We start from the raw sequence: 18638 nt of genomic DNA, 5'->3' as shown, positions 1-18638 counted from the left end.
CCGCGCTCACCCCTGACAGTCCTCTCGCGGCCCGGTGAGGGGCCGCCGTAACGACGTTGGTGCGGATCAGGCCTTCAGTCGAACGCCAGGGCCGCCAGCGGCGTCGGCATGCAGAAAGATGACGCCTGCATCTTCAAGCGTGCTTTGGAGGCGATCGAGCGTGGTCGTCTGCATTCCGCCCCGGTTGGCTTCGAAACGGTGGATTGTGGATTCTGCAACGCTCGAGCGCTCAGCGAGCACTCGAACGCTGATGCCAAGTCCTGCACGTGCCATACGGATTTGAGCGGGCGTGATCATTTTTAGCGAAAATCTCCGACTAGTTGTAGAATTCTGTTGACTCAGTCGGTGAATTCCGCTGAACTCTAATCGAAATACTCCGAAACTCCACCGCTCAGTGCTGACTGGGCTACCGAGCGTTTGCGCGGGAGGTTCCGCATGCCTGATTTCCAGAGGGTATCCTGGCACCGACAATGGCTGGCGCTCAATGACGAGTATGCCCGGCAGCTAGACATTTGGGCGGTGGCCTTGGCGCGCCTTGAGCGGCAGCGGGGTTGGTTCGCCATGTCAGACGCGGATCGCGATAGGGCGGAGCGGGCCAGCGGACTTACTGACATGAACACCCGCCTGCGATTGATGGATCGCCGCCTGCGCCGCTGGTTGCGCTTCCTGCCCAAGACACCGGCTATCGATATCGAGGGCGTCGTTGCGAACCTCCAAGTCGCCGAACGCCTCCTGGCGCCGGAGGAAAACCGCATTGTGCATGGACTGATCGTCCGCGCCGCCCGCGATCTCTCACGTCTGAAGCCTACGTCATGACCCGCGCTCGTCGGGACCCTGACCGACGTTTGGCCCGGGCGCTTGCGGGGAATGCTCGAGCTTTCAACGAAATGGCCCAAGCCGGAGGCTCGGGGATCAACGGGTCTCGCTCCTACTTTCTGGCCATCGCCATCGAACTGTCTCTGAAGGCCTATCTTCTCCAGCGCGGGATCACGGACGACTGGAACCGCATTCACCTGCGGCATGATCTGAACAAGGCGCTGAGATGCGCTCGCATGGCAGGCTTGCGCCGTCTGCCGGACGGACTTCCTCAACTGACTGCTGCCCTCAGCCCGCTCTATGCTTCCGGGGCGTTGTCCTTCGGCCAGGGCAGGCCCGTACTCCTGATGACGCCGGAAGCCGCAGACAAAGTGGTCAGCGGCCTCCTATCGGCTGTGGCGGCCGCAATGGACGACAACGGGCAGGCAGACACATGAACCGTCAGAAGGCCTCACCCCGACGCATTCTAAGGCGCTCGGCTGCCGCTGATCAGAAGCGCGCCCTAGCCAAGGCGATCCTGCAACTCCCGGCCGATCTGCGGGACGTGTTCCTGCTGCACCGGATGGCGGGACTGTCCTTTGAAGAGATCGGCCAACAACTCGGCATCGAGCGCACCGTGGTTCAGGCCTATCTGGCGGAAGCCTTGGCGCGGATAGTTCGCGCGGCGCCACCCTCCGAAACCTGACGTGGTCGCCCTGTCAGAGCTACGCTTGGGCTGTCACCTGCGGGCGAGACTATCCGCCTTCCTGTCTTTGCGCGCGGCAGCGCGAGGCGTGCCCTCTCGTAGGATTGGGTTGTGTGAGATCGGGCTCACGCGCTCGATCATGACGGGATGCCGATCCCGCCGCACGATGAACGCCCAGGTCGGCCCGAGACGCAACGTGGGGTGCTGGCCGTTACTGACGACCTTCCCCACGATATCCCTGTCACTGACGAAGAGGTCCGTGTTCTCGACGCGTGGTTCGGGAATCTTCTGGATGCGTTGTGGGGACTGGAAGACTAATCATCACAGGAGGACGGCATGACGCAGGCGCTGATCTCTTTGGAGGCGCTGGCCAACGTCCAGACTCGCGCCGCTCTCTATCTGCGGGTTTCAACCGGCCGTCAGGCCGACAGCGATCTGTCGATCCCTGATCAGCGGCGTCAGCTCGAAGCCTACTGCCAGTCCAAGGACTGGGAGACGGCGGCGGAGTATGTGGAGCCGGGCAATACCGCGACCGACGACCGGCGTCCCTCCTTCCAGTCCATGATCGAAGCGGCGCTTACCAAGCCCGCAGCCTTCGACGTGATCGTGGTGCACAGCTTCTCGCGCTTCTTCCGCGATCAGTTCCAGTTCGAGTTCTACGTCCGCAAGCTGGCGAAGAATGGGGTGAGACTCGTCTCCATCACCCAGGACCTCGGCGACGACCCGATGAGCACCATGATGCGGCAGATCATGACGCTCTTCGACGAATACCAGTCGCGAGAGAACGCCAAGCACACCCTCCGGGCCATGAATGAAAACGCACGGCAGGGCTTCTGGAACGGCGCCCGGCCTCCCATCGGCTATCGGATTGTCGAGGCCGGACAGCGCGGCGCCAAGGTCAAGAAGACGCTGGAGGTGGACCCGCTTCAGGCTGAGACGGTTCGCACCATCTATCGCTGGGCGCTGCGGGGTGATGGCCAGAGCGGACCGATGGGGCTCAAGACCCTCGCAACCACGCTCAATGACCGCAACATCCGCACGCGCGACGGCGGGCGTTGGGGCATCGCCGCCGTTCATCTGATCCTGACCCGCTCGACCTACATGGGTGAACACCGGTTCAACACGCGCGATCACAAGACCCGTCAGCCTAAGCCGGAATCGGAACACACCGTCATGAAGGTTCCGCCCATCATTTCGCGCGAGGAGTTCGAAGCGGTCAGAGCGAAGCTCAAGGCTCGCAATCCCAGGTGGACGCCGCCGGGCGTATCGAGCGGCCCGAATCTTCTGACCGGCATCTGCTTCTGCGCCGCCTGCGGCGGCGCGATGACATTGCGGACGGGGCGAGGACAGGCGGGGGGCCAGTACCGCTACTACGCCTGCTCGACCAAGGCGCGCATGGGCGCGGCGGGCTGCAAGGGCATGGCGGTGTCCATGGACAAGCTGGACGAGGCCGTGATCGCCCACCTCGAGGATCGGCTCTTGGAGCCGCAGAGGCTTGAGAGGTTGATGGAGCAGCTTCTGGATCGTCGGCAGGAATGGGCGGACCAGAGACGCGCCCATGTCACCGAACTACGCAAACGGGCGACCGAGGCGGAAGCCAAGCTTAACCGACTTTACGAGGCTATTGAGAACGGCATGCTGCCCCCGTCCGATGGCTCGTTGAAGGACCGGGTGGATGAACTGACCCGGATTCGGGATCAGGCTCGGATCGACGCGGAGCGGATCGTTTCCTCAATCGAGCGTGTCGCTCCGACCATCACCGCCGACAGCCTTCACCGCTTCGCGACGGCGGCGCGCCGCAAACTGAGGGACCGGGAGTGCGGGTATCGCCGTGATCATCTCCGCGCTCTGACTCAACGTGTGGAGGTCGTCAGCAAGACCGAAGCACGCATCATCGGCTCGCGGACAGATCTTCTGCGGGCCTTGGCGTCCAGTGATGATGGGAATTTCGCCGCCGTTGGCGGAGTTCTCGGCTTTAAACCGAAGTGGCGCGCCCCAATGGATTCGAACTTCTATATCGACAGGGTGGATCTGCACTCGATTGATAGGGATCAAAGAGGTCCCGCAGGTGCTGACGCTGCCTTGTCGAGAGCTCGGAACGGTTGCGAGAGCACAAGTAGCGAACGCTTGCGAACGTCATTGAAGTTTGTCGCCATGGAGTGCGTTTTCCTCCCGCAGTCGACGCCATCGACGAGAAAATTCGGGCCTATTCGCGAGAACGGAAAGGAAAGAAAAGCGGAACTGCGTGTGCAAATTTTGCACACGATACTCTCTAAGATACTGAAAATAAGTCGCTATCCAGCCCTTCCATCATCGGGGCGACGGACAGTCTGTGCGGCGGATGTGGCGTCATGACCTCAAGGGGCGAGAGCGTTCAGGCGATGGCCGCGTCCTATAGAGGCATCGCGCCCAAAACGCGACCGGCGCGCCGCGAGCCCTCAGTCGCGGACCAGGCCGCCGTCCACCACCAGGTTCTGTCCCGTCACCGCCCGGCTCCACGGCGAGGCGAAGAACAGGACCGCGTCGGCGAACTCCTGCGGCGTTGTCACCGAGCGCAGCGGCGTCATCCCGGCGATCAGGTCGAACACCGCGTCCGGCGTCGCCGCGCTGGCGTCCGTGGTCCGCAGCAGGCCGCCCGAGACCATGTTGACCGTGATCCCCGAGGGACCGAGGTCGCCCGCCGCCGTCCGCGTCAGGCTGAGCAGGGCAGCCTTGGCGGCGGTGTAGTCGTGATAGGGCACGACCGGGTTCTGGAACAGGTTGGTGCCGATGTTGACCACCCGGCCGAACTTCTGGGCGCTCATGCCCGGCGCCGTGGCCTGGATGACGTTCAGCGCCCCATGGATCACGGTCGAGAACTGCCGCGCCATGTCCTCCCACGGAATGTCGGCCATCTGGGCGCGGGCGTCGCCGTTGAAGCTGTAGTCCAGGGCGTTGTTGACCACGGTGCTGATCGCGCCGCCGAAATGCGCCTGTGCCTGAGCCACCATGGCCTCGACCGCCGCGCGGTCGGTCACATCGGCCTGGATGGCGATGACCCGATCGCCCAGCTCGGTCGCCAAGTCTTGCGCCTGCTCGCCGCTGGCGCGCCAGTTGATCACGACCCGCGCGCCCTGCCCGGCGAAGGCCCGCACGGCGGCGGCGCCGACGCCACGCGCGCCGCCGGTGACGAGAACGATCTGATCGCGGATTTCCATGAGAACGACTCGCAGAGAATGAAGCAGCCTCAGCCATAGGCCGCCCCCTTGCCGAAGACCAGTCGCGCCTGAACGAACACGGGTTGAATTTAGGTTTTTTCCTAATTAGCCTTATCCCTATGAACAGCCTGTTCAAAGCCCTGTCCCATCCGGTGCGGCGACGCATCATCGCCATGCTTAGGGCGGGACCGCTGGCGTCCGGCGATATCGCCGCCGCCTTCGACATGAGCTGGCCGACCATCACCGGCCACCTCAATGCGTTGAAGGAGGCTGGCCTCGTCAGCCCCGAGCGGGACGGCCAGTCGATCCGCTATCGGCTGGAGATCTCGGCGGTCGAGGAAGCCCTGGCCTTCCTGATGGACCTGAGCGGAACAGGCAGGACGCACGAGAAGGAGACGCCGAAATGACCAAGACCCGCTTCACGGTGCTGGACGCCTTCACCGCCCTGACCGTCGTCGGTCTGATTGCGATCGCCATCGGCGTTCAGGTCGCCGGCCCGACCGACGCGATTCCCATGCATTTCGACATTCACGGCCAGCCCGACCGCTGGGGCGACCGCAGCGAACTGTCGGGCCTTATCGCCTTCATGGCCTTCATGGCGGCGATCACCGCCGGGCCGATGAGCTGGTACGCCAAGCGCGCGCCGGACGCGGCGCGGCGGCGGGGGCTGGAGATCGGGCAACTGGTGTCCCTGCTGGCCATCGTCGGGACCAGCGCCTTCATGATCTGGATGATCCTCGGACGTGGCGCGTCTCAAACGGGCGTGTCCCTGACCATGAGCGCCGCCCTGATGAGCCTGCTGTTCGCGGTCATGGGCGCCTTCATGGGACGGGTCGCGCCCAATCCCATTGTCGGCGTGCGCACCCCCTGGGCCTACAAGAGCCGCCTGGCCTGGGATCGCTCCAACCGATTGGCGGGTCGCCTCTTCTTCTGGCTCGGCCTGCTCGGCCTGATCACCGCCCCGCTTACGCCCCAACCCCTGGGCTTCACCCTACTGATCGTCGGGGTCCTGATCGCCGCCGGCTGGTCGGTGTTCGAGAGCTGGCGCGTCTGGCGCGCCGACCCCGACCGCCAGCCCTTCTGATTTCACGCCCGCCCTCAAGACGGAGACAAGCATGCTGACCCTCGCCGCCGCTCTTCTGCTCTCGCCGGTTTCGACGCCCGTCGAACTGGCCTCCACCCCCGCGCCCCTGCACGGAACCCTGCTGACGCCGGACGGACAGACGCGCGCCGCCGCCGTCATCCTGCCCGGCTCCGGCCCGACCGATCGCGACGGCGACAGCCCCCAGTTCGGCATCCGCGCCGCCCCCTACCGCCTGCTGGCCGAAGGTCTGGCCGAGCGCGGCGTCGCCACGATCCGCATCGACAAGCGCGGCATCGGCGAGAGCGCCGCCGCGGGCGGGGCCGAGGCCGACCTGCGCTTCACCGCCAATATCGACGACGCCCGCGCCTGGGTCGCCGAGGCGGCGGCCAAGACCGGCCAACCCTGCGCTTGGCTGATCGGCCACAGCGAAGGCGCTCTGGTCGCCCTGGCCACAGCGGCAAATGAGGATGACAAGGTCTGCGGCCTGGTCCTGCTGTCCGGCGCCGGTCGTCCGGCGGGCGCGGTGCTGCGCGAACAGCTGGCGGCGGGCCTGCCCGAGCCGCTGAAGACCCGCGCCTATGAGATCCTGACCGAGCTGGAGGCTGGCCGCACGGTCGCGAACCCTCCGCCCGAACTGGCCGCCATGTTCCGCCCCTCCGTCCAGCCCTACCTGATCTCGTGGCTGACGCTGGACCCGGCCAGGCTGGCCGCCACCTACGACGGTCCGATCTTCATCGGTCAGGGCACCACCGACATTCAAGTCTCAGTGGCCGACGCCAAGGCGATCAAGGCGGCCCAGCCCCGCGCCACGCTCGCCCTCTGGGACGGCGTCAATCATGTGCTCAAGACCGCCCCCGCCGACCGCGCGGCCAATGTCGCCTCCTATATGGACCCGGCCCTGCCCCTGGCCCCCGGCGTGGTCGAGGCGGTGGCGGATTTCGTGCTGAAGTAAGCCTTTCCTCCCCATGAAATGGGGAGGAAAGACGATGCTCTACCCGTCCAGCTCCGCCCTTGCCTCTTCGGCCAGGTCGAAGAAGCGGCGGCGGACCTCGGCGGCGTAAGGGTTGTCGTGCTCGATGGCGCGGAACACGGCTGCGCTGTCGTGACGGACCATGTCGACGCCCTGCATGACCCGCTCGAAACTGGTCGTGGTCATGCGCGTCGGCAGGGGCTCCATGGCCAGCAGGACCTTGGCGATCAAGTGGGTCAGGCCCTGAACCGTCGCCGCCTCGCGGTCATGATCCTCGGGCGTGACGACGAAGACCTTGAGGCCCAACGCCTTGCGACAAAAGGCGGCCACGCGCCACGCCGCCTTGTCGCCGCGCACCGGACAGACGGCGATGCGCAGACCGGCGATGCCGTCCTTGCCACTCTGGGGCCCGAACAGGGGATGGGTCCCGACGATGCCCACGCCCTCGGGCAGGCCGTCCAGCATGACTTTGGCCGGCTTCACCTTCACCGAGCCGACGTCGAGGATCAGGGCGCCCGGCGCCACATGAGACGCGATGGCCGCCACCGTTTCCGCCAGCACGCCGACCGGGACGGCCAGCACCACGACCGGACAGGCCGCCGCCTCCTCCAGCGTCGTCAGCCGCGCCAGCCCCTCGCCGTCGCTGACCGCCGGGTCATGGGCGAGGATGTCGAACCAGGGCGACAGATGCCTGGCCGTCAGCCGCCCGAAGGCGCCGAAGCCGATCAGGCCAAGCCGGGGCCGCGAACTGCTCACCCCGCCAGCGTCTCCTGGAAGCGAACCGGCTGGCCGTGGGCTTGGCCGATCAGTTCGCCGTCCTTCATCACCACGCGGCCGCGCACGATGGTGGCCACCGGCCAGCCCGTCGTCTCGAAGCCGTCGAAGGGGGTCCAGCCGCAGCGGCTGGCCTGCTGGTCATGGGTGATGGTCTTCTTGGCTTTCAGATCGACGATGGTCAGATCGGCGTCATAGCTGACGGCCATCCGGCCCTTGTTGGCCGTGCCGAACACCCGCTGCGCCCCGCCTGAGGTCAGGTCGATGAAGCGTTCCAGCGACAGACGCCCGTTCGCCACATGCGTCAGCATCAGCGGCACCAGGGTCTGCACCCCCGGCATGCCCGACGGCGAGGCCGGATAGGGCTTGGACTTTTCTTCCTTGGTGTGCGGCGCATGGTCCGAGCCCAGCACGTCGGCCACGCCCTGCTGCATCCCCCACAGCCACAGGGCGTCGACATGCTCCTGCGACCGGATCGGCGGGTTCATCTGGGCGTAGGCGCCGAGGCGTTCATAGGCTTCGGGCGCGACCAGCGTCAGGTGCTGAGGCGTGATCTCGACCGTGGCGACGTCCTTGTGGAAGCGCAGGAACTCCATCTCGTCCTTCGTCGTGACGTGCAGGACGTGGATGCGGGCGCCGGTCTCCTTGGCCAGTCCGACCAGACGGCGGGTGGACATGATGGCGCTCTCGGCGTCGCGGACCTCGGGGTGGCTGGTCCAGTCGCCGGTGCGGGCCAGGCTGCGGCGCTCGACCAGTCGGTATTCGTCCTCGGAGTGGAAGGTGGCGCGGCGGCGCACGTTCGACAGCACCTTGCGCACCCCCTCGTCGTCGGCGATCAGCAGGTCGCCGGTCGAGGCGCCCATGAAGACCTTGACCCCGCAGCAGCCCGGCAGGCGCTCCAGATCGGCCAGATGCTCGGCGTTCTCATGCGTGCCGCCGACGTAGAAGGCGTGGTCCGTCCACATCCGGTTATTGGCCCGCACCAGCTTGTCGGCCATGGTCTCAGGGTCGGTCGTATTGGGGTTGGTGTTCGGCATCTCGAACACGGCGACGACGCCGCCCAGGGCCGCCGCGCGGCTGCCGGTCTCCAGGTCTTCCTTCCATTCTAGACCCGGCTCGCGGAAATGGACCTGGGTGTCGATGACGCCAGGCAGGACCGTCAGGCCAGTGGCGTCAAACACCTCGCCCGCCGAGGCCTGGGACAGGTCACCGATGAAGGCGATGCGGCCGTCGATGACGCCGACGTCGGCCATGCCGCGTCCGGCGTGGTTGGCGACTTCGCCGCCCCGCACGATCAGGTCATAGGTTTGGGTCATGGGCGCATCTCCTGAGGTCGAGCGCTTATGCGCGCCCGACGCCCCAGGGGACAACCCCCGAAGGCTCAGCCCGCCAGTTGCGCCAGCAGCTTCTTCGACGCCTTCAACACCCGTTCATAGGGCAGGTCCATCATGTGCTGGATGTGCTGGTTCAGGCGCGGATCCAGGTCGATGAACTCCTGCAGGCTGCGCGGCCCGCGCACGGCCACCCCGGTCCAGGGACGACGCAGCACCTCGTCGGACGGACCGAACACCCCCACCGCCGGCACGCCCGCCGCGACCGCCAGCTGGGTCCACAGCGAGTCGCCGCCGACATAGAAGTCGGCCCGCGACAGGGCCGCGACCGTCTGCAATCGCGTCAGCCGGCCTTGCAGTTCGATCACCCGCTCGCGCTTGACGGCGAAGCGGATCGAATGAGCTGCGTCGCGGTCGGCCTCCTCGCCGACGATCATCAGCCGCCCCCCGGCCAGAGGCCCGTCCTCGCCCAGCAGCGACAGGGCCACCTTGGCGTAGCGGTCGGCAGGCCAGCGCTTGCCGATCCAGTCCACGCCCGGCCCGATAGCCAAGATAGGACCCTCGCCCGGCGGGATCAGGGCGTCGGCGGCTTCCTGCGTGTCGCGTCCGACGAACAGCTTCGGCGCCGGGATCTCGTCCAGTTGCAGCACCCGCGCCGCCTGTTCGACCAGATGGACGTCAGGCAGGACCTTGCCCTTCACCGCGCGCTTCTGGCGCCGCAGCTTACCCGACAGGGTCGAGCCGCGCATGTCGATCACCAGGCCCCAGTTCGTCTCGCGCACCTGGTTCCACAGGGCGATCCAGTCCCAGCGCCCGTCGCGGTCCAGAACGATCAGCCGCTCCAGCCTCGGCAGGTCCGCGAACAGGGGCGCGCTGGCCGCCGATCCGACGACCGTGAAGGTGGCCTGCGGAATGGCTTCGACCAGATGGGCGAGCGCCCCCGACGAGAGGACCGCCTCTTCAGCGTCCGCCTCGGCGATATAGAGGATCGGGAAACGCCCATGCATGGCCCGACCCTAGAGGGATTCTCTACGGAATTCAGTAGATGCGACACGGGCCGCCGTCCGGCCTGGAGCGGCGGCCCGTGCGGCCCGACTTTACGGATTCGCTGCTGACCAGGCGGAATAGAGATCCAGCGCCCGTTGCGGCGCGGCCATCCACCAGGAATAGCCGTTGCGGCGCCCGATCGAGATGCCGTTGACGTCGTCGTGGATGGACTGATCCTTGTCGCCGAAGATCGGGCGGCCGGTGACCAGATCATAGTTGCGCGACCACAGGGGGCCGGCGCCCGGCTTGTCGATCAGCTTGCGCCCGTCGTCGGTCATCTCGAACGACTTGTCATAGACGCGCACGGATTCCAGCCAGGCCACGGCGCCGCGGATGGCCGTCTTGACCTCGGGCGAGGGGTTGGGCTCGGCCATCAGGAATTCGAGGATGTCCGTCGTTTCGCCGCTGGCGATCGAGCGCGGCTCATAGTTTCGGGCGCTGGTGGGGACCAGACGCATGGGTTCGACCTGCTGCGGCCAGCCCTGAAGCTGATCGCCCTTGCGGACCTGGGCGGCCAGGGTGACGTCGATGGCCTTCTTCACCGCCTCGGCGGCGCGAACTTCCAGTTCCGGCGGCACGAAGCCGAAGCCCTCGGCGCCGTTGGCCACGTCGCGCAACACCATGGCGGCCTCGGCCACGGCGTTGTCGTTGAAGGTGATGGAGTCGTGGAAACCGCCTTCCAGCGGCCAGATCTGGGGCCACCCACCGTTCGGATACTGGGCGTTCAGCAGATAGTGGACGCCCCGGATGACGCTGGCGCGCCAGGCGTCGCCTTCACGACCCGGCGCCTGGGCCGCGACCTTGGCCAGATAGCGCATCTCGGTCCAGGTCGAGTTGTTGTCGAGCGTGCCGACAAAGGTCCAGAACCGGTCGGCCGGGGCGTCGAAATTGGCCGGGTTCTGCTCCATCGTCTCGGCGTCGTTGGAGAAACGCTGACCCGGCAGACGCTTGAGGCTGCGATCCTGGTTCTTGCTCCAGCCGCCCGCCGGGGTCTGGAAGCTGACCACGGCGTCGGCCACGGCGCGGGCCTCGGCCGAGCCATACCAGGCGGCCGGACGATCCAGCGGCATGTGCGAGCTGTTGCCGCGAATGGCCAGGGGCGGGGGCGGCGGGACGGCGCCGGGCGGCAGTTCGGCGGCCAGGGCGGCGCGATCGGCCAGATGCTGGGCCTGCGAGCGGGCCAGGTAGTCGGCCCAGGCGCCGCGCTCGGCGTCCGGCAAGGCGCCGATCCGGTCGATGGTCAGGCCGACCGCCGGAGTGTTGGCGCGAATGACCTCGGCGCGTGCGGCGCCGGCGCCAGTCGCCGTGGCGACGGCCAGAGCGAGAAGGGAGAGGGTGAAGGCGTGTCTCACTGGATGCGTTTCCCGACTGCGTTCGACTTGGGTGTCGATTTCACTATGTCAGATAACATTCTACATAATGGCACAGACAGCAAGTCACGCCTTGTCGATGCGACTGCGCATTTCGCGTCTGATGCGCTAGACCCCGCCGATGAGCCTTCCCCTTCTGCCCGATCGGACCTGCGGCGGCTGCGTCGAGTGCTGCCGCGTGATCCCGCTGAATCTGCCCGAACTGGCCAAGCCGACGGGCGAGCTGTGCGGCTATTGCGTCGATGGGGCAGGCTGCTCGGTGCATGAGGTCCGGCCCCAGACCTGCCGCGTCTGGTTCTGCCTGTGGCGTGCGGTCGAGTTGTCGGACGACTGGCGGCCCGACCGCAGCGGCGTCATCATCCGCCCCGATGGGGTCGAGCGCGGCGAGATCACCCTCTATGTCGTGCGCCGTTCCGAGTTTCTGGCGGGCATGGACTTCTTCGCCGCCGTCGCCGGATGGATCGCCGAGGGGATCGAGGTGGCGCTCAGCGTGCCCGGTCCGGTCGGGACCTACCCGGCCCGCGCCGTCGTCACCGACTGGCTGCGCCCCGCCGTCGAGGAGGGCGATCCCGAGGACTTCGTCGCCCGCGTCGTCGCCTCGCTGGACAGGCTGGCCGAGCATGACTTCCAGCCCGACGGCGTCACGGCGCGATACGCGGTCGTTTAGTCCCTTCTCCCCTTGCGGGAGAAGGACAAGGCGCCGAGAGGCACTGTCGCTCTCCCCTTCCGCTCCCTATCTTGGCCGCATGTCCATCGCTCGCCTCGACAGCCGCGCCCTGATCCGCGTCACCGGCCCTGACGCCCGCCCCTTCCTGCACAATCTGCTGACGCAGGACGTGGAGACGCTGGAGTCCGGCGCCCTGCGCTTCGGCGCGCTTCTGTCCCCGCCGGGCCGGCTGCTGTTCGACCTGTTTATCTGGGGCGAGGAGAACGGCGTGGTGCTGGACGTCGCCACTGAGCGACGCGACGCCCTGGTCCAGCGTTTGTCGATGTATCGGCTGCGCTCCAACGTGGAGGTCATGCCCATCCCCGACGCCGTCTTCGTCGCCTGGAACGAGACGCCCGAGGGCTTCGTCGTCGATCCCCGCCTGCCCGCGCTGGGCGGTCGCCGCTGGGGCGATCAGTGCGAGACCGACGCCACCGAGGCCGACTGGCAGACGCACCGCCTGGCTCTCGGCGTGCCGGACCCGACGGCGGATGCGCTGATGGACAAGACCTATCCCATCGAGGCGGATTTCGACCTTCTGAACGGCATCGACTTCCACAAGGGCTGCTTCATCGGTCAGGAGACCACCTCGCGGATGAAGCGGCGCGGCACGATCAAGAACCGCATGATGGCCGTCGCCTTCGACGGCCCCGCCCCCGAGCGGGGCGCCGAGGTGCTGAACGGGGACTTACGCGCCGGCGAGGTCATGACCGGGGCCGACGGTCGCGCCATCGCCCTGATGCGTCTGGACCGTCTGGAGGGCGATCTGAGCGTCGACGGTCGCGCTGTGCGCGTCGAAAAGCCAAGCTGGATCCCTGATTTTCAAGGCTAATTTCGGCGATACGGAAAATCTGCTTGTCATGATGTAAAAGTCACTTGACGCAGAACGCGACGTTGGTAAAGTTCACTTGTCACAACGACAGGGGAGCTTGTCATGAACACCGAAGCCAAGACCACCGCCGCCAACAAGAAGAAGATGGACGACCTGACGGTCGGCCTGTGCGCCCTCACCGTGGTCGGCGTCAGCGCCACCGCCGCCACCCCCTTCTGGCCCGCGACCTGGGGTCAGGCGCCGTCGATCGGCGTGGTCGTCCTGGCCGCCGGTCTGGCGGTCTTCCTGGCCCTGCATACCCGCTACTGGTGGCGCAGCCTGGATGAGGCCGCCCAGGAAGCCCACAAGTGGGCCTGGTGGTGGGGCGGCAACCTGGGCTTCATCGTCGGCGGCGCCGCCGTCGTAATCGCCGCCCTGAACGGGGTCGACCTGCTGCCGGCCCGCGTGCCGCACACCGACACCGCCCTGATCGCCCTGGGCGTCGTCGCCGCCTTCGCGGCCCAGGCCGTCGGCTACGGCATCGCCTGGTGCGGCTGGTGGATGGCCCGCCGATGACCAGCGAGTTCGTCAACCGCCTCAAGGTCTTCCGCGCCGAGCGCAACTGGACCCAGGCCGATCTCGCCGAACAGCTCGGCGTCTCCCGTCAAACCGTCCAGGCGCTTGAGAAAGGCCGCTACGACCCCTCCCTGCCCCTGGCCTTCCGCATCTCCCGCCTCTTCGGCCGACCGATCGAAGCCATCTTCGTTCAGTGATTTCGGCGAGGCCACGCGCCCGCCAACCTTCAAAACACACCGACATTCAAAGGACTAACCAATGACCTGCGCCAACCGCATGGGCCAAGCGGCCAAACACGTCTCCGACCTCGCCCTGGGCGTCTGCGGCGCCCTGCTGATCAGCCTGGCCGTCATGCTGATCCCCAGCCCCAGCCAGGCTGCCGACTGGCTCGACGCCCCCGCCGCCGTCACCGCTCGCTAAGCCCTCAGCTCATTTTCAGGACCAGACCCATGTTCAATCTCTATTCCTCGATCGTCGACCGCTTCTCGGGCTTCGCCCTGGGCCTCTGCGGCGCCCTGCTGATCACCACGGCCATCGAGGCCGTCCCGACCTTCGGCCAGGCCCAGCCAGCCTCCGTCATCGCCACCGCCGTTTCCAACGCCTTCTGACGACCCTCCAGCCCTCCCGGCTGACACGAGCGCCGACCTGATCGGCGCCTCGAAACACCCCACACAATCCAAGGACGATCCAATGACCCTCGCCAACCGCATGGGCCAAGCGGCCAATCATGTCTCGCGCCTGGCCCTCGGCGTCTGCGCCGCCCTGGCCGCCAGCGCCGTGCTGGCCGCCTTCCCCGGCGCCGCCCACGCTGAACAAGCCGCCCCGGCCGCCGCCGCCGCCATCCCCCGCGCCGAGGGCGCCGGTCCGCCGCTGTGGGTGGTCAGGGACGCGGACTCGACCGTCTATCTGTTCGGCACCATCCACTACCTGCGCCCCGGCACGGCCTGGGGCTCCGACAAGGTCGATGCGGCCTTCGCCGGGGCCGACCAGTTCTGGGTCGAGGTCGCGGATCAGGACGACCCGACCGTCGCCGCCGCCGTGGCCCAGCAGCATGGCGTCACCCCCGAGCGCCCCCTGTCGTCCATCCTGTCGGCCGAGGACTTCGCCGCCTTCGACAAGGCCGCCCAGGGCGTCGGCGCCAACGGCGCGGCGCTCGACGCCTATCGCCCCTGGCTGGCCGCCTTCATAGTCGCCGGAACGGCCCCGCTTCAGGCCGGCTATCGCCCCGACGCCGGAGTCGACAAGACCCTGATGGAACGCGCCCGCGCCGAGGGCAAAGCCATCCACGGATTCGAGACCGCCGACCGCCAGTTGCGCCTGATCGCCGGCATGAGCGAGGAGGCCCAGATCGCCTATCTGAACAACTATGTCCGCAACGGCGGCCAGATCGTGCCCAAACTGGATCAGACCGTGGCCGCCTGGCTCAAGGGCGACGCCGCAGAGGTCGGACGCCTCAACCGCGTCGACACCCGCGACATCCACGAGGACGTCCACCGCGCCGCCCTGATCGTCCGCAACGCCGACTGGACCGACCAGATCGAGACGATGATGAAGGGCTCCGGCAGCGCCTTCGTCGCCGTCGGTGTCGCCCACCTGGCCGACCAGGACAGCGTCATCGACATGCTGAAGGCGCGTGGGTTCACGGTCGAACGACTTTAGGTTTCGGCTTCAGCCACGCGAGAGGCCCAGCCGAAACGCCGGGCCTTTTCGCTTGCCCGCCCCCGTCCGTCATCCCGGCCGCAGCCTTGTGCAGCAAGGCGGAGAGGCGGGACCGTCCAAGACGCCTCCCTCAGCACTTCTTGCGGTCCCGGATAGCGGCTGCGCCGCTTCCGGGATGACGGAGGTTATTATTGTTCCCCCTTGCCACCCCAGAACATTCCCGCAACATCCTCCCATGACCGAATCCGAGAAAGCCGAAGGCCGCTGCGGCTGGTGCGGCGTGACCGACCCGCTCTACATCGCCTATCATGACGCCGAATGGGGCGTGCCCGAGTACGATCCCCGCGCCCTGTGGGAGAAGCTGGTGCTGGACGGGTTTCAGGCCGGACTGGCCTGGATCACCATCCTGAGAAAGCGCGAGGGGATGCGCGAGGCCTTCCACGGCTTCGATCCCGAGATCATCGCCCGCTACGACGACGCCGACCGCGCCCGCCTGCTGGCCGACGCGCGCATCATCCGCTCACGCGCCAAGATCGACGCCGCCATCAACGGCGCGCGCATCTGGCTGGAGATGAGCGACAACGGCGAGGACTTCTCAGCCTGGCTCTGGTCCTTCGTCGATGGAAAACCTCTGGTGAACCAGTGGGCCGACTTCCGCGAAGCCCCGACCCAGACGCCGCAAAGCCTCGCCATGGCCAAGGCGCTCAAGGCGCGCGGCTTAAAATTCTGCGGCCCGGTCATCACCTACGCCTTCATGCAGGCGGTCGGCATGGTCAACGACCACCAGACGACGTGTTTCCGGCATGGAGAGGTGGGTGTGATGGGCGGGTCGGGAGCTATCGCGAGGGCCTGACGGCGCATCGTGACGAACACCCAAGCTTCAGCCATAACCCTCTCAAAATCCTGGGCCGGGGGACTGCATGAGCGCGTTCGAATTCTTCTTCAGCTTCTATGGCCTGGTGCTGGGTCTGTCGGTGACGGTTATCGCCACCGGCGTCGCTCGCGCCTTCAAGCACCGCAAGACCGTGCCTGTTGGATGGAAAACGCCCATGCTGGCCGCCTTCGTGGCCCTGGACATCGCCACCTTCTGGGACGCGGCGTGGACCAATTTCAGCACCGCCCCCTACAGCTATGGCCTGCTGATCGCGGGGCTTGTGGTGGCCATGATATATTTCGTCGCCACCAGCCTCATCTTTCCTGAGCCGGAAGACGAAGCTCCAAATCTGGATTCGCACTTCTGGGCCAACAAGCGGGCCGTCATGCTGCTGCTGATCCTGGCCAACCTGATGATGCTTGCCGGCGCGGTCTGGATGAACCTGACCAAGAGCAACGGCATGGAAGTGGCGATCAGCTACGGGTTCAACCTGTTCATCTATCTGGCCCTCGTCATCCCAGCGGCCCTGACACGCCGTGCCTGGGTGTTCGCGCTGACCGTGGGCCTGCACATCGCCGTCTATCTCTATCTGGTCGGGCTCAGCATCTTGAACCCCGCCGCCATGGTCGCCAGTTCCGTCGGGGCCTCCTGACAGACAGCGCTTGCGGACGAAGCGGCGCCCCATGACACCACCTTCCGCCCCGCGCCCGTTCGTGGCACTGACGCGCGATGAAGCCGCCTAAAGCCGCCGCCAAGATCGACCGCCCCTTCCCCACCCTGATGCTGGAGCTTGAGGCTCGCGCGGCGTGGAACGGTCACGTCTGCGGCGTGGACGAGGCCGGGCGCGGCCCCTGGGCCGGGCCGGTGTCGGCGGCGGCGGTGATCCTGAACCCTGACGACCTGCCGCCCGGCATCGACGACTCCAAGGCCCTGACCGAGAAGCGCCGCGCCTTGCTTGAACCCGAGATCAAGGCCCGCGCCCTGGCCTGGGGCGTCGGCTTCGCCTCGGTCGAGGAGATCGACGCGCTGAACATCCTGCACGCCACCGGCCTGGCCATGCGCCGCGCGGTCGAGGCCCTGGCCCATCCGCCGGTCCACGCCCTGGTAGACGGCAACTACCGCTTCAAACTGCCCTGCGCCGTGACCCCCGTGGTCAAGGGCGACAGCCGCTCCCTGTCCATCGCCGCCGCCTCCATCCTGGCCAAGACGGCGCGCGACCGGCTGATGATCGAAATGGACGCGACCTATCCGGGCTACGGCTTCGCCAGCCACAAGGGCTACAACGCCCCCATCCACCAGCAGGCCCTGAACACCCTCGGCCCCTGCCCCGAGCATCGCCGCAGCTGGGCGCCGATCAAGGCTCTGCTGGAAGCGGTTTAAAAGCGACCGTCATCCCGGCCGCAGCTTCGCACCGCGAAGCAGAGAGCCGGGACCGCCACACACTCTACGGTCGGCGCGTCCTTCGGTCCCGGTAGCCACTGCGTCGCTTCCGGGATGACGAAATGGGGGTTAACCGCCCGTCGCGCCCGCGACCAGCAGGCCCAGGATCACGACCACCGCCGCGACCAGGACGAAGAACAGCCAGTTGGGCAATCCGCTGGACGACCGACGGCGCGGCTCGGAAGGCGTGGCGGGCGAACGATCGGTCGAGGCACTCATGCTGCCTGTAACCTGAACCCCGCCCGTTGGTTCCGCCTCAGGCGGCGACCGGCAGGCTCAGTGGCTTTTCGGTCACGACGAACAGGTGCTCGACGTTGCGCAGCCGCCCGACGGCGCCGACCTTCTCGCCCTTGCGGTTATGGATGCCAATGCGAGCCCCGACGTAGCGGGGACGCGCGATCTCGACCACTTGGACATGGCCGCGCGCCGACAGCATGGCCGTCAGGTCGTCGCGGCTCAGATAACCCTCGTCATTGAAGCTGACGATCAGGTTGGGCGTCTTCAGCCGTTCGACCACGGATTGCAGCGCCGGACCGATGCCGGGACGGCTGTTGAACGGGCTCTTGCGGGTCTTCACATCCACCCGTTTGTTGGCGATCCCGTAAGTCTCGGGCTTGTCCCACAGCACCAGGCTCTCCCAGCAGTGGTAGTTGGCCAGATAGGAGTGCTGGTTATAGGGCGGGTCCAGATAGACGAGGTCGGCCTCGACCTGATCGGCGATCTCGACCGCGTCGCCCTGGGTGGCCTTGCACGGCCCCGCCGCCACGCCCGGCCGCAGGTCCGGCAGCCGCAGTTCCAGCGGTTTCAACGCCCGCGGCGCCCACTGCTTCATATAGGCCATCTGCAGGCCCGCGGTGGAATCCACCCGGTCCGCCGCCTCCATCAGGGCGACCAGAACCACGGCCTTCAGCTCAGGCTCCAGCCCCAGAGCCTCGATGCGGGTGCGCATGGCGTCGATGCGGGCGCCGTTTTCGGGATGGAAGAAGCGGGCGTCCTCGCAGAAGGCCTGGGTGAACCAGCCGGCCTCGGGCGTGACCGTCCGCAGTTCGGCCAGAACCGCCTCAGCCTTGTCGGCCCAGTGCTCGCGGTCCGCCTGGACATAGGCCGTGGCGAGCGTGTGGGCATAGGCGTTGTGATCATTGGACCAGACGCGGAACCCCTGCCCCTTCAGGGCGTGGCCGACGCGAGCGGAGCCGGAGAACAGATCGCACACCGTCCCGCCTTCCGGCAGGGCGGCGCGCACCGCACCCGTGACATGGCCCAGAAGCGCGCGCTTTGAGCCGATGTACTTGATCATT

General features: G+C 66.9%; 25 protein-coding genes. 17 read left to right on the top strand and 8 right to left on the bottom strand.

The genetic code is table 11. The features are described 5' to 3' along the window. Nucleotides 1–66 precede the first annotated feature (66 nt). A complete protein-coding gene (locus ACR9FL_RS02540) occupies nucleotides 67–297 on the bottom strand; it encodes a helix-turn-helix domain-containing protein (RefSeq protein WP_289647897.1) in 231 nt (76 codons plus the stop codon). Nucleotides 298–435: 138 nt separating this feature from the next. Here ACR9FL_RS02540 and ACR9FL_RS02535 point away from each other — a divergent pair, with 138 nt between their 5' ends. The 4 genes from ACR9FL_RS02535 to ACR9FL_RS02520 all read left to right on the top strand — a co-directional run bounded on the left by ACR9FL_RS02535 (nucleotide 436) and on the right by ACR9FL_RS02520 (nucleotide 3856). After that, the gene (locus tag ACR9FL_RS02535) at nucleotides 436–816 is read left to right on the top strand and encodes a hypothetical protein (RefSeq protein ID WP_436356987.1); all 381 of its coding nucleotides are present in this window, start codon (nucleotides 436–438) and stop codon (nucleotides 814–816) included. Further along, complete coding sequence (locus tag ACR9FL_RS02530; RefSeq protein WP_436356986.1) at nucleotides 813–1253, top strand: hypothetical protein; 441 nt, start codon at nucleotides 813–815, stop codon at nucleotides 1251–1253. Before ACR9FL_RS02535 ends, ACR9FL_RS02530 begins: the two co-directional genes overlap by 4 nt. After that, entirely contained in the window at nucleotides 1250–1501 is a 252-nt protein-coding gene (locus tag ACR9FL_RS02525; protein ID WP_436356985.1) for a sigma factor-like helix-turn-helix DNA-binding protein, read from the top strand. Before ACR9FL_RS02530 ends, ACR9FL_RS02525 begins: the two co-directional genes overlap by 4 nt. A gap of 336 nt (nucleotides 1502–1837) precedes the next feature. Beyond that, the gene (locus ACR9FL_RS02520) at nucleotides 1838–3856 is read left to right on the top strand and encodes a recombinase family protein (RefSeq protein ID WP_436356984.1); all 2019 of its coding nucleotides are present in this window, start codon (nucleotides 1838–1840) and stop codon (nucleotides 3854–3856) included. An 83-nt stretch (nucleotides 3857–3939) separates the two neighbouring features. Here the strand turns inward: ACR9FL_RS02520 and ACR9FL_RS02515 are convergent, their stop codons facing one another. Further along, entirely contained in the window at nucleotides 3940–4698 is a 759-nt protein-coding gene (locus tag ACR9FL_RS02515) for a 3-oxoacyl-ACP reductase (protein ID WP_296177221.1), read from the bottom strand. A 119-nt stretch (nucleotides 4699–4817) separates the two neighbouring features. Here ACR9FL_RS02515 and ACR9FL_RS02510 point away from each other — a divergent pair, with 119 nt between their 5' ends. Genes ACR9FL_RS02510 through ACR9FL_RS02500 form a run of 3 tightly spaced genes read left to right on the top strand, consistent with a single transcriptional unit; the run spans nucleotide 4818 to nucleotide 6734 of the window. Continuing rightward, nucleotides 4818–5105, top strand: a complete 288-nt coding sequence (locus tag ACR9FL_RS02510) for a metalloregulator ArsR/SmtB family transcription factor (RefSeq protein WP_436356983.1) — start codon at nucleotides 4818–4820, stop codon at nucleotides 5103–5105. Beyond that, the gene (locus ACR9FL_RS02505; protein WP_436356982.1) at nucleotides 5102–5782 is read left to right on the top strand and encodes an SdpI family protein; all 681 of its coding nucleotides are present in this window, start codon (nucleotides 5102–5104) and stop codon (nucleotides 5780–5782) included. Before ACR9FL_RS02510 ends, ACR9FL_RS02505 begins: the two co-directional genes overlap by 4 nt. Nucleotides 5783–5813: 31 nt before the next feature. Beyond that, nucleotides 5814–6734: an alpha/beta hydrolase gene (locus ACR9FL_RS02500; protein WP_436356981.1), complete on the top strand. Its 921-nt coding sequence runs from the start codon at nucleotides 5814–5816 to the stop codon at nucleotides 6732–6734. 39 nt (nucleotides 6735–6773) lie between these two features. Here the strand turns inward: ACR9FL_RS02500 and ACR9FL_RS02495 are convergent, their stop codons facing one another. The 4 genes from ACR9FL_RS02495 to pelA form a co-directional block, all read right to left on the bottom strand. Next, the gene (locus ACR9FL_RS02495; protein WP_436356980.1) at nucleotides 6774–7508 is read right to left on the bottom strand and encodes a prephenate dehydrogenase/arogenate dehydrogenase family protein; all 735 of its coding nucleotides are present in this window, start codon (nucleotides 7506–7508) and stop codon (nucleotides 6774–6776) included. Next, the gene (locus ACR9FL_RS02490; RefSeq protein ID WP_436356979.1) at nucleotides 7505–8842 is read right to left on the bottom strand and encodes a dihydroorotase; all 1338 of its coding nucleotides are present in this window, start codon (nucleotides 8840–8842) and stop codon (nucleotides 7505–7507) included. The genes ACR9FL_RS02495 and ACR9FL_RS02490 overlap by 4 nt, the downstream gene beginning before the upstream one ends. Nucleotides 8843–8907: 65 nt before the next feature. Next, on the bottom strand, nucleotides 8908–9864 hold the full coding sequence (locus ACR9FL_RS02485) for a glycosyltransferase family 9 protein (protein ID WP_436356978.1): 957 nt from the start codon (nucleotides 9862–9864) through the stop codon (nucleotides 8908–8910). 90 nt (nucleotides 9865–9954) lie between these two features. Then, nucleotides 9955–11256 (bottom strand): pectate lyase, encoded by a 1302-nt coding sequence (gene pelA, locus ACR9FL_RS02480; protein WP_436356977.1) that lies wholly within the window; start codon nucleotides 11254–11256, stop codon nucleotides 9955–9957. A 139-nt stretch (nucleotides 11257–11395) separates the two neighbouring features. Here pelA and ACR9FL_RS02475 point away from each other — a divergent pair, with 139 nt between their 5' ends. From ACR9FL_RS02475 to ACR9FL_RS02430, 10 genes are all read left to right on the top strand, one after another. Beyond that, nucleotides 11396–11941, top strand: a complete 546-nt coding sequence (locus ACR9FL_RS02475; RefSeq protein ID WP_436356976.1) for a hypothetical protein — start codon at nucleotides 11396–11398, stop codon at nucleotides 11939–11941. Nucleotides 11942–12020: 79 nt separating this feature from the next. Continuing rightward, nucleotides 12021–12812 (top strand): CAF17-like 4Fe-4S cluster assembly/insertion protein YgfZ, encoded by a 792-nt coding sequence (gene ygfZ / locus ACR9FL_RS02470; protein ID WP_436356975.1) that lies wholly within the window; start codon nucleotides 12021–12023, stop codon nucleotides 12810–12812. Nucleotides 12813–12914: 102 nt separating this feature from the next. After that, complete coding sequence (locus tag ACR9FL_RS02465; RefSeq protein ID WP_436356974.1) at nucleotides 12915–13367, top strand: hypothetical protein; 453 nt, start codon at nucleotides 12915–12917, stop codon at nucleotides 13365–13367. Further along, entirely contained in the window at nucleotides 13364–13564 is a 201-nt protein-coding gene (locus tag ACR9FL_RS02460; protein ID WP_292033751.1) for a helix-turn-helix transcriptional regulator, read from the top strand. The genes ACR9FL_RS02465 and ACR9FL_RS02460 overlap by 4 nt, the downstream gene beginning before the upstream one ends. 61 nt (nucleotides 13565–13625) lie before the next feature. After that, nucleotides 13626–13787 (top strand): hypothetical protein, encoded by a 162-nt coding sequence (locus ACR9FL_RS02455; RefSeq protein ID WP_436356972.1) that lies wholly within the window; start codon nucleotides 13626–13628, stop codon nucleotides 13785–13787. 29 nt (nucleotides 13788–13816) lie between these two features. After that, complete coding sequence (locus ACR9FL_RS02450; RefSeq protein WP_296174360.1) at nucleotides 13817–13975, top strand: hypothetical protein; 159 nt, start codon at nucleotides 13817–13819, stop codon at nucleotides 13973–13975. Between the two features lie 82 nt (nucleotides 13976–14057). Next, the gene (locus ACR9FL_RS02445) at nucleotides 14058–15026 is read left to right on the top strand and encodes a TraB/GumN family protein (protein WP_436356970.1); all 969 of its coding nucleotides are present in this window, start codon (nucleotides 14058–14060) and stop codon (nucleotides 15024–15026) included. Between the two features lie 235 nt (nucleotides 15027–15261). Then, entirely contained in the window at nucleotides 15262–15879 is a 618-nt protein-coding gene (locus tag ACR9FL_RS02440; protein WP_436356968.1) for a DNA-3-methyladenine glycosylase I, read from the top strand. Nucleotides 15880–15946: 67 nt separating this feature from the next. Beyond that, nucleotides 15947–16552, top strand: a complete 606-nt coding sequence (locus tag ACR9FL_RS02435; RefSeq protein WP_436356967.1) for a hypothetical protein — start codon at nucleotides 15947–15949, stop codon at nucleotides 16550–16552. A gap of 77 nt (nucleotides 16553–16629) precedes the next feature. Further along, nucleotides 16630–17280 carry a ribonuclease HII gene (locus ACR9FL_RS02430; protein ID WP_436356966.1) on the top strand — a complete coding sequence of 217 codons (651 nt, stop codon included), beginning with the start codon at nucleotides 16630–16632 and terminating at the stop codon, nucleotides 17278–17280. Nucleotides 17281–17409: 129 nt separating this feature from the next. Here ACR9FL_RS02430 and ACR9FL_RS02425 read toward each other — a convergent pair whose 3' ends face one another. Beyond that, entirely contained in the window at nucleotides 17410–17559 is a 150-nt protein-coding gene (locus tag ACR9FL_RS02425; RefSeq protein WP_436356965.1) for a hypothetical protein, read from the bottom strand. A gap of 37 nt (nucleotides 17560–17596) precedes the next feature. Next, complete coding sequence (locus ACR9FL_RS02420) at nucleotides 17597–18637, bottom strand: DNA adenine methylase (RefSeq protein WP_436356964.1); 1041 nt, start codon at nucleotides 18635–18637, stop codon at nucleotides 17597–17599. Between the last annotated feature and the right edge of the window lies 1 nt (nucleotide 18638).

It is taken from the genome of Brevundimonas sp. CEF1, assembly GCF_051353055.1.
GTDB lineage: Bacteria > Pseudomonadota > Alphaproteobacteria > Caulobacterales > Caulobacteraceae > Brevundimonas.
The sequence above is the reverse complement of the archived record's forward strand: the minus strand, read 5'-3'. Positions and strand labels throughout refer to the sequence as shown.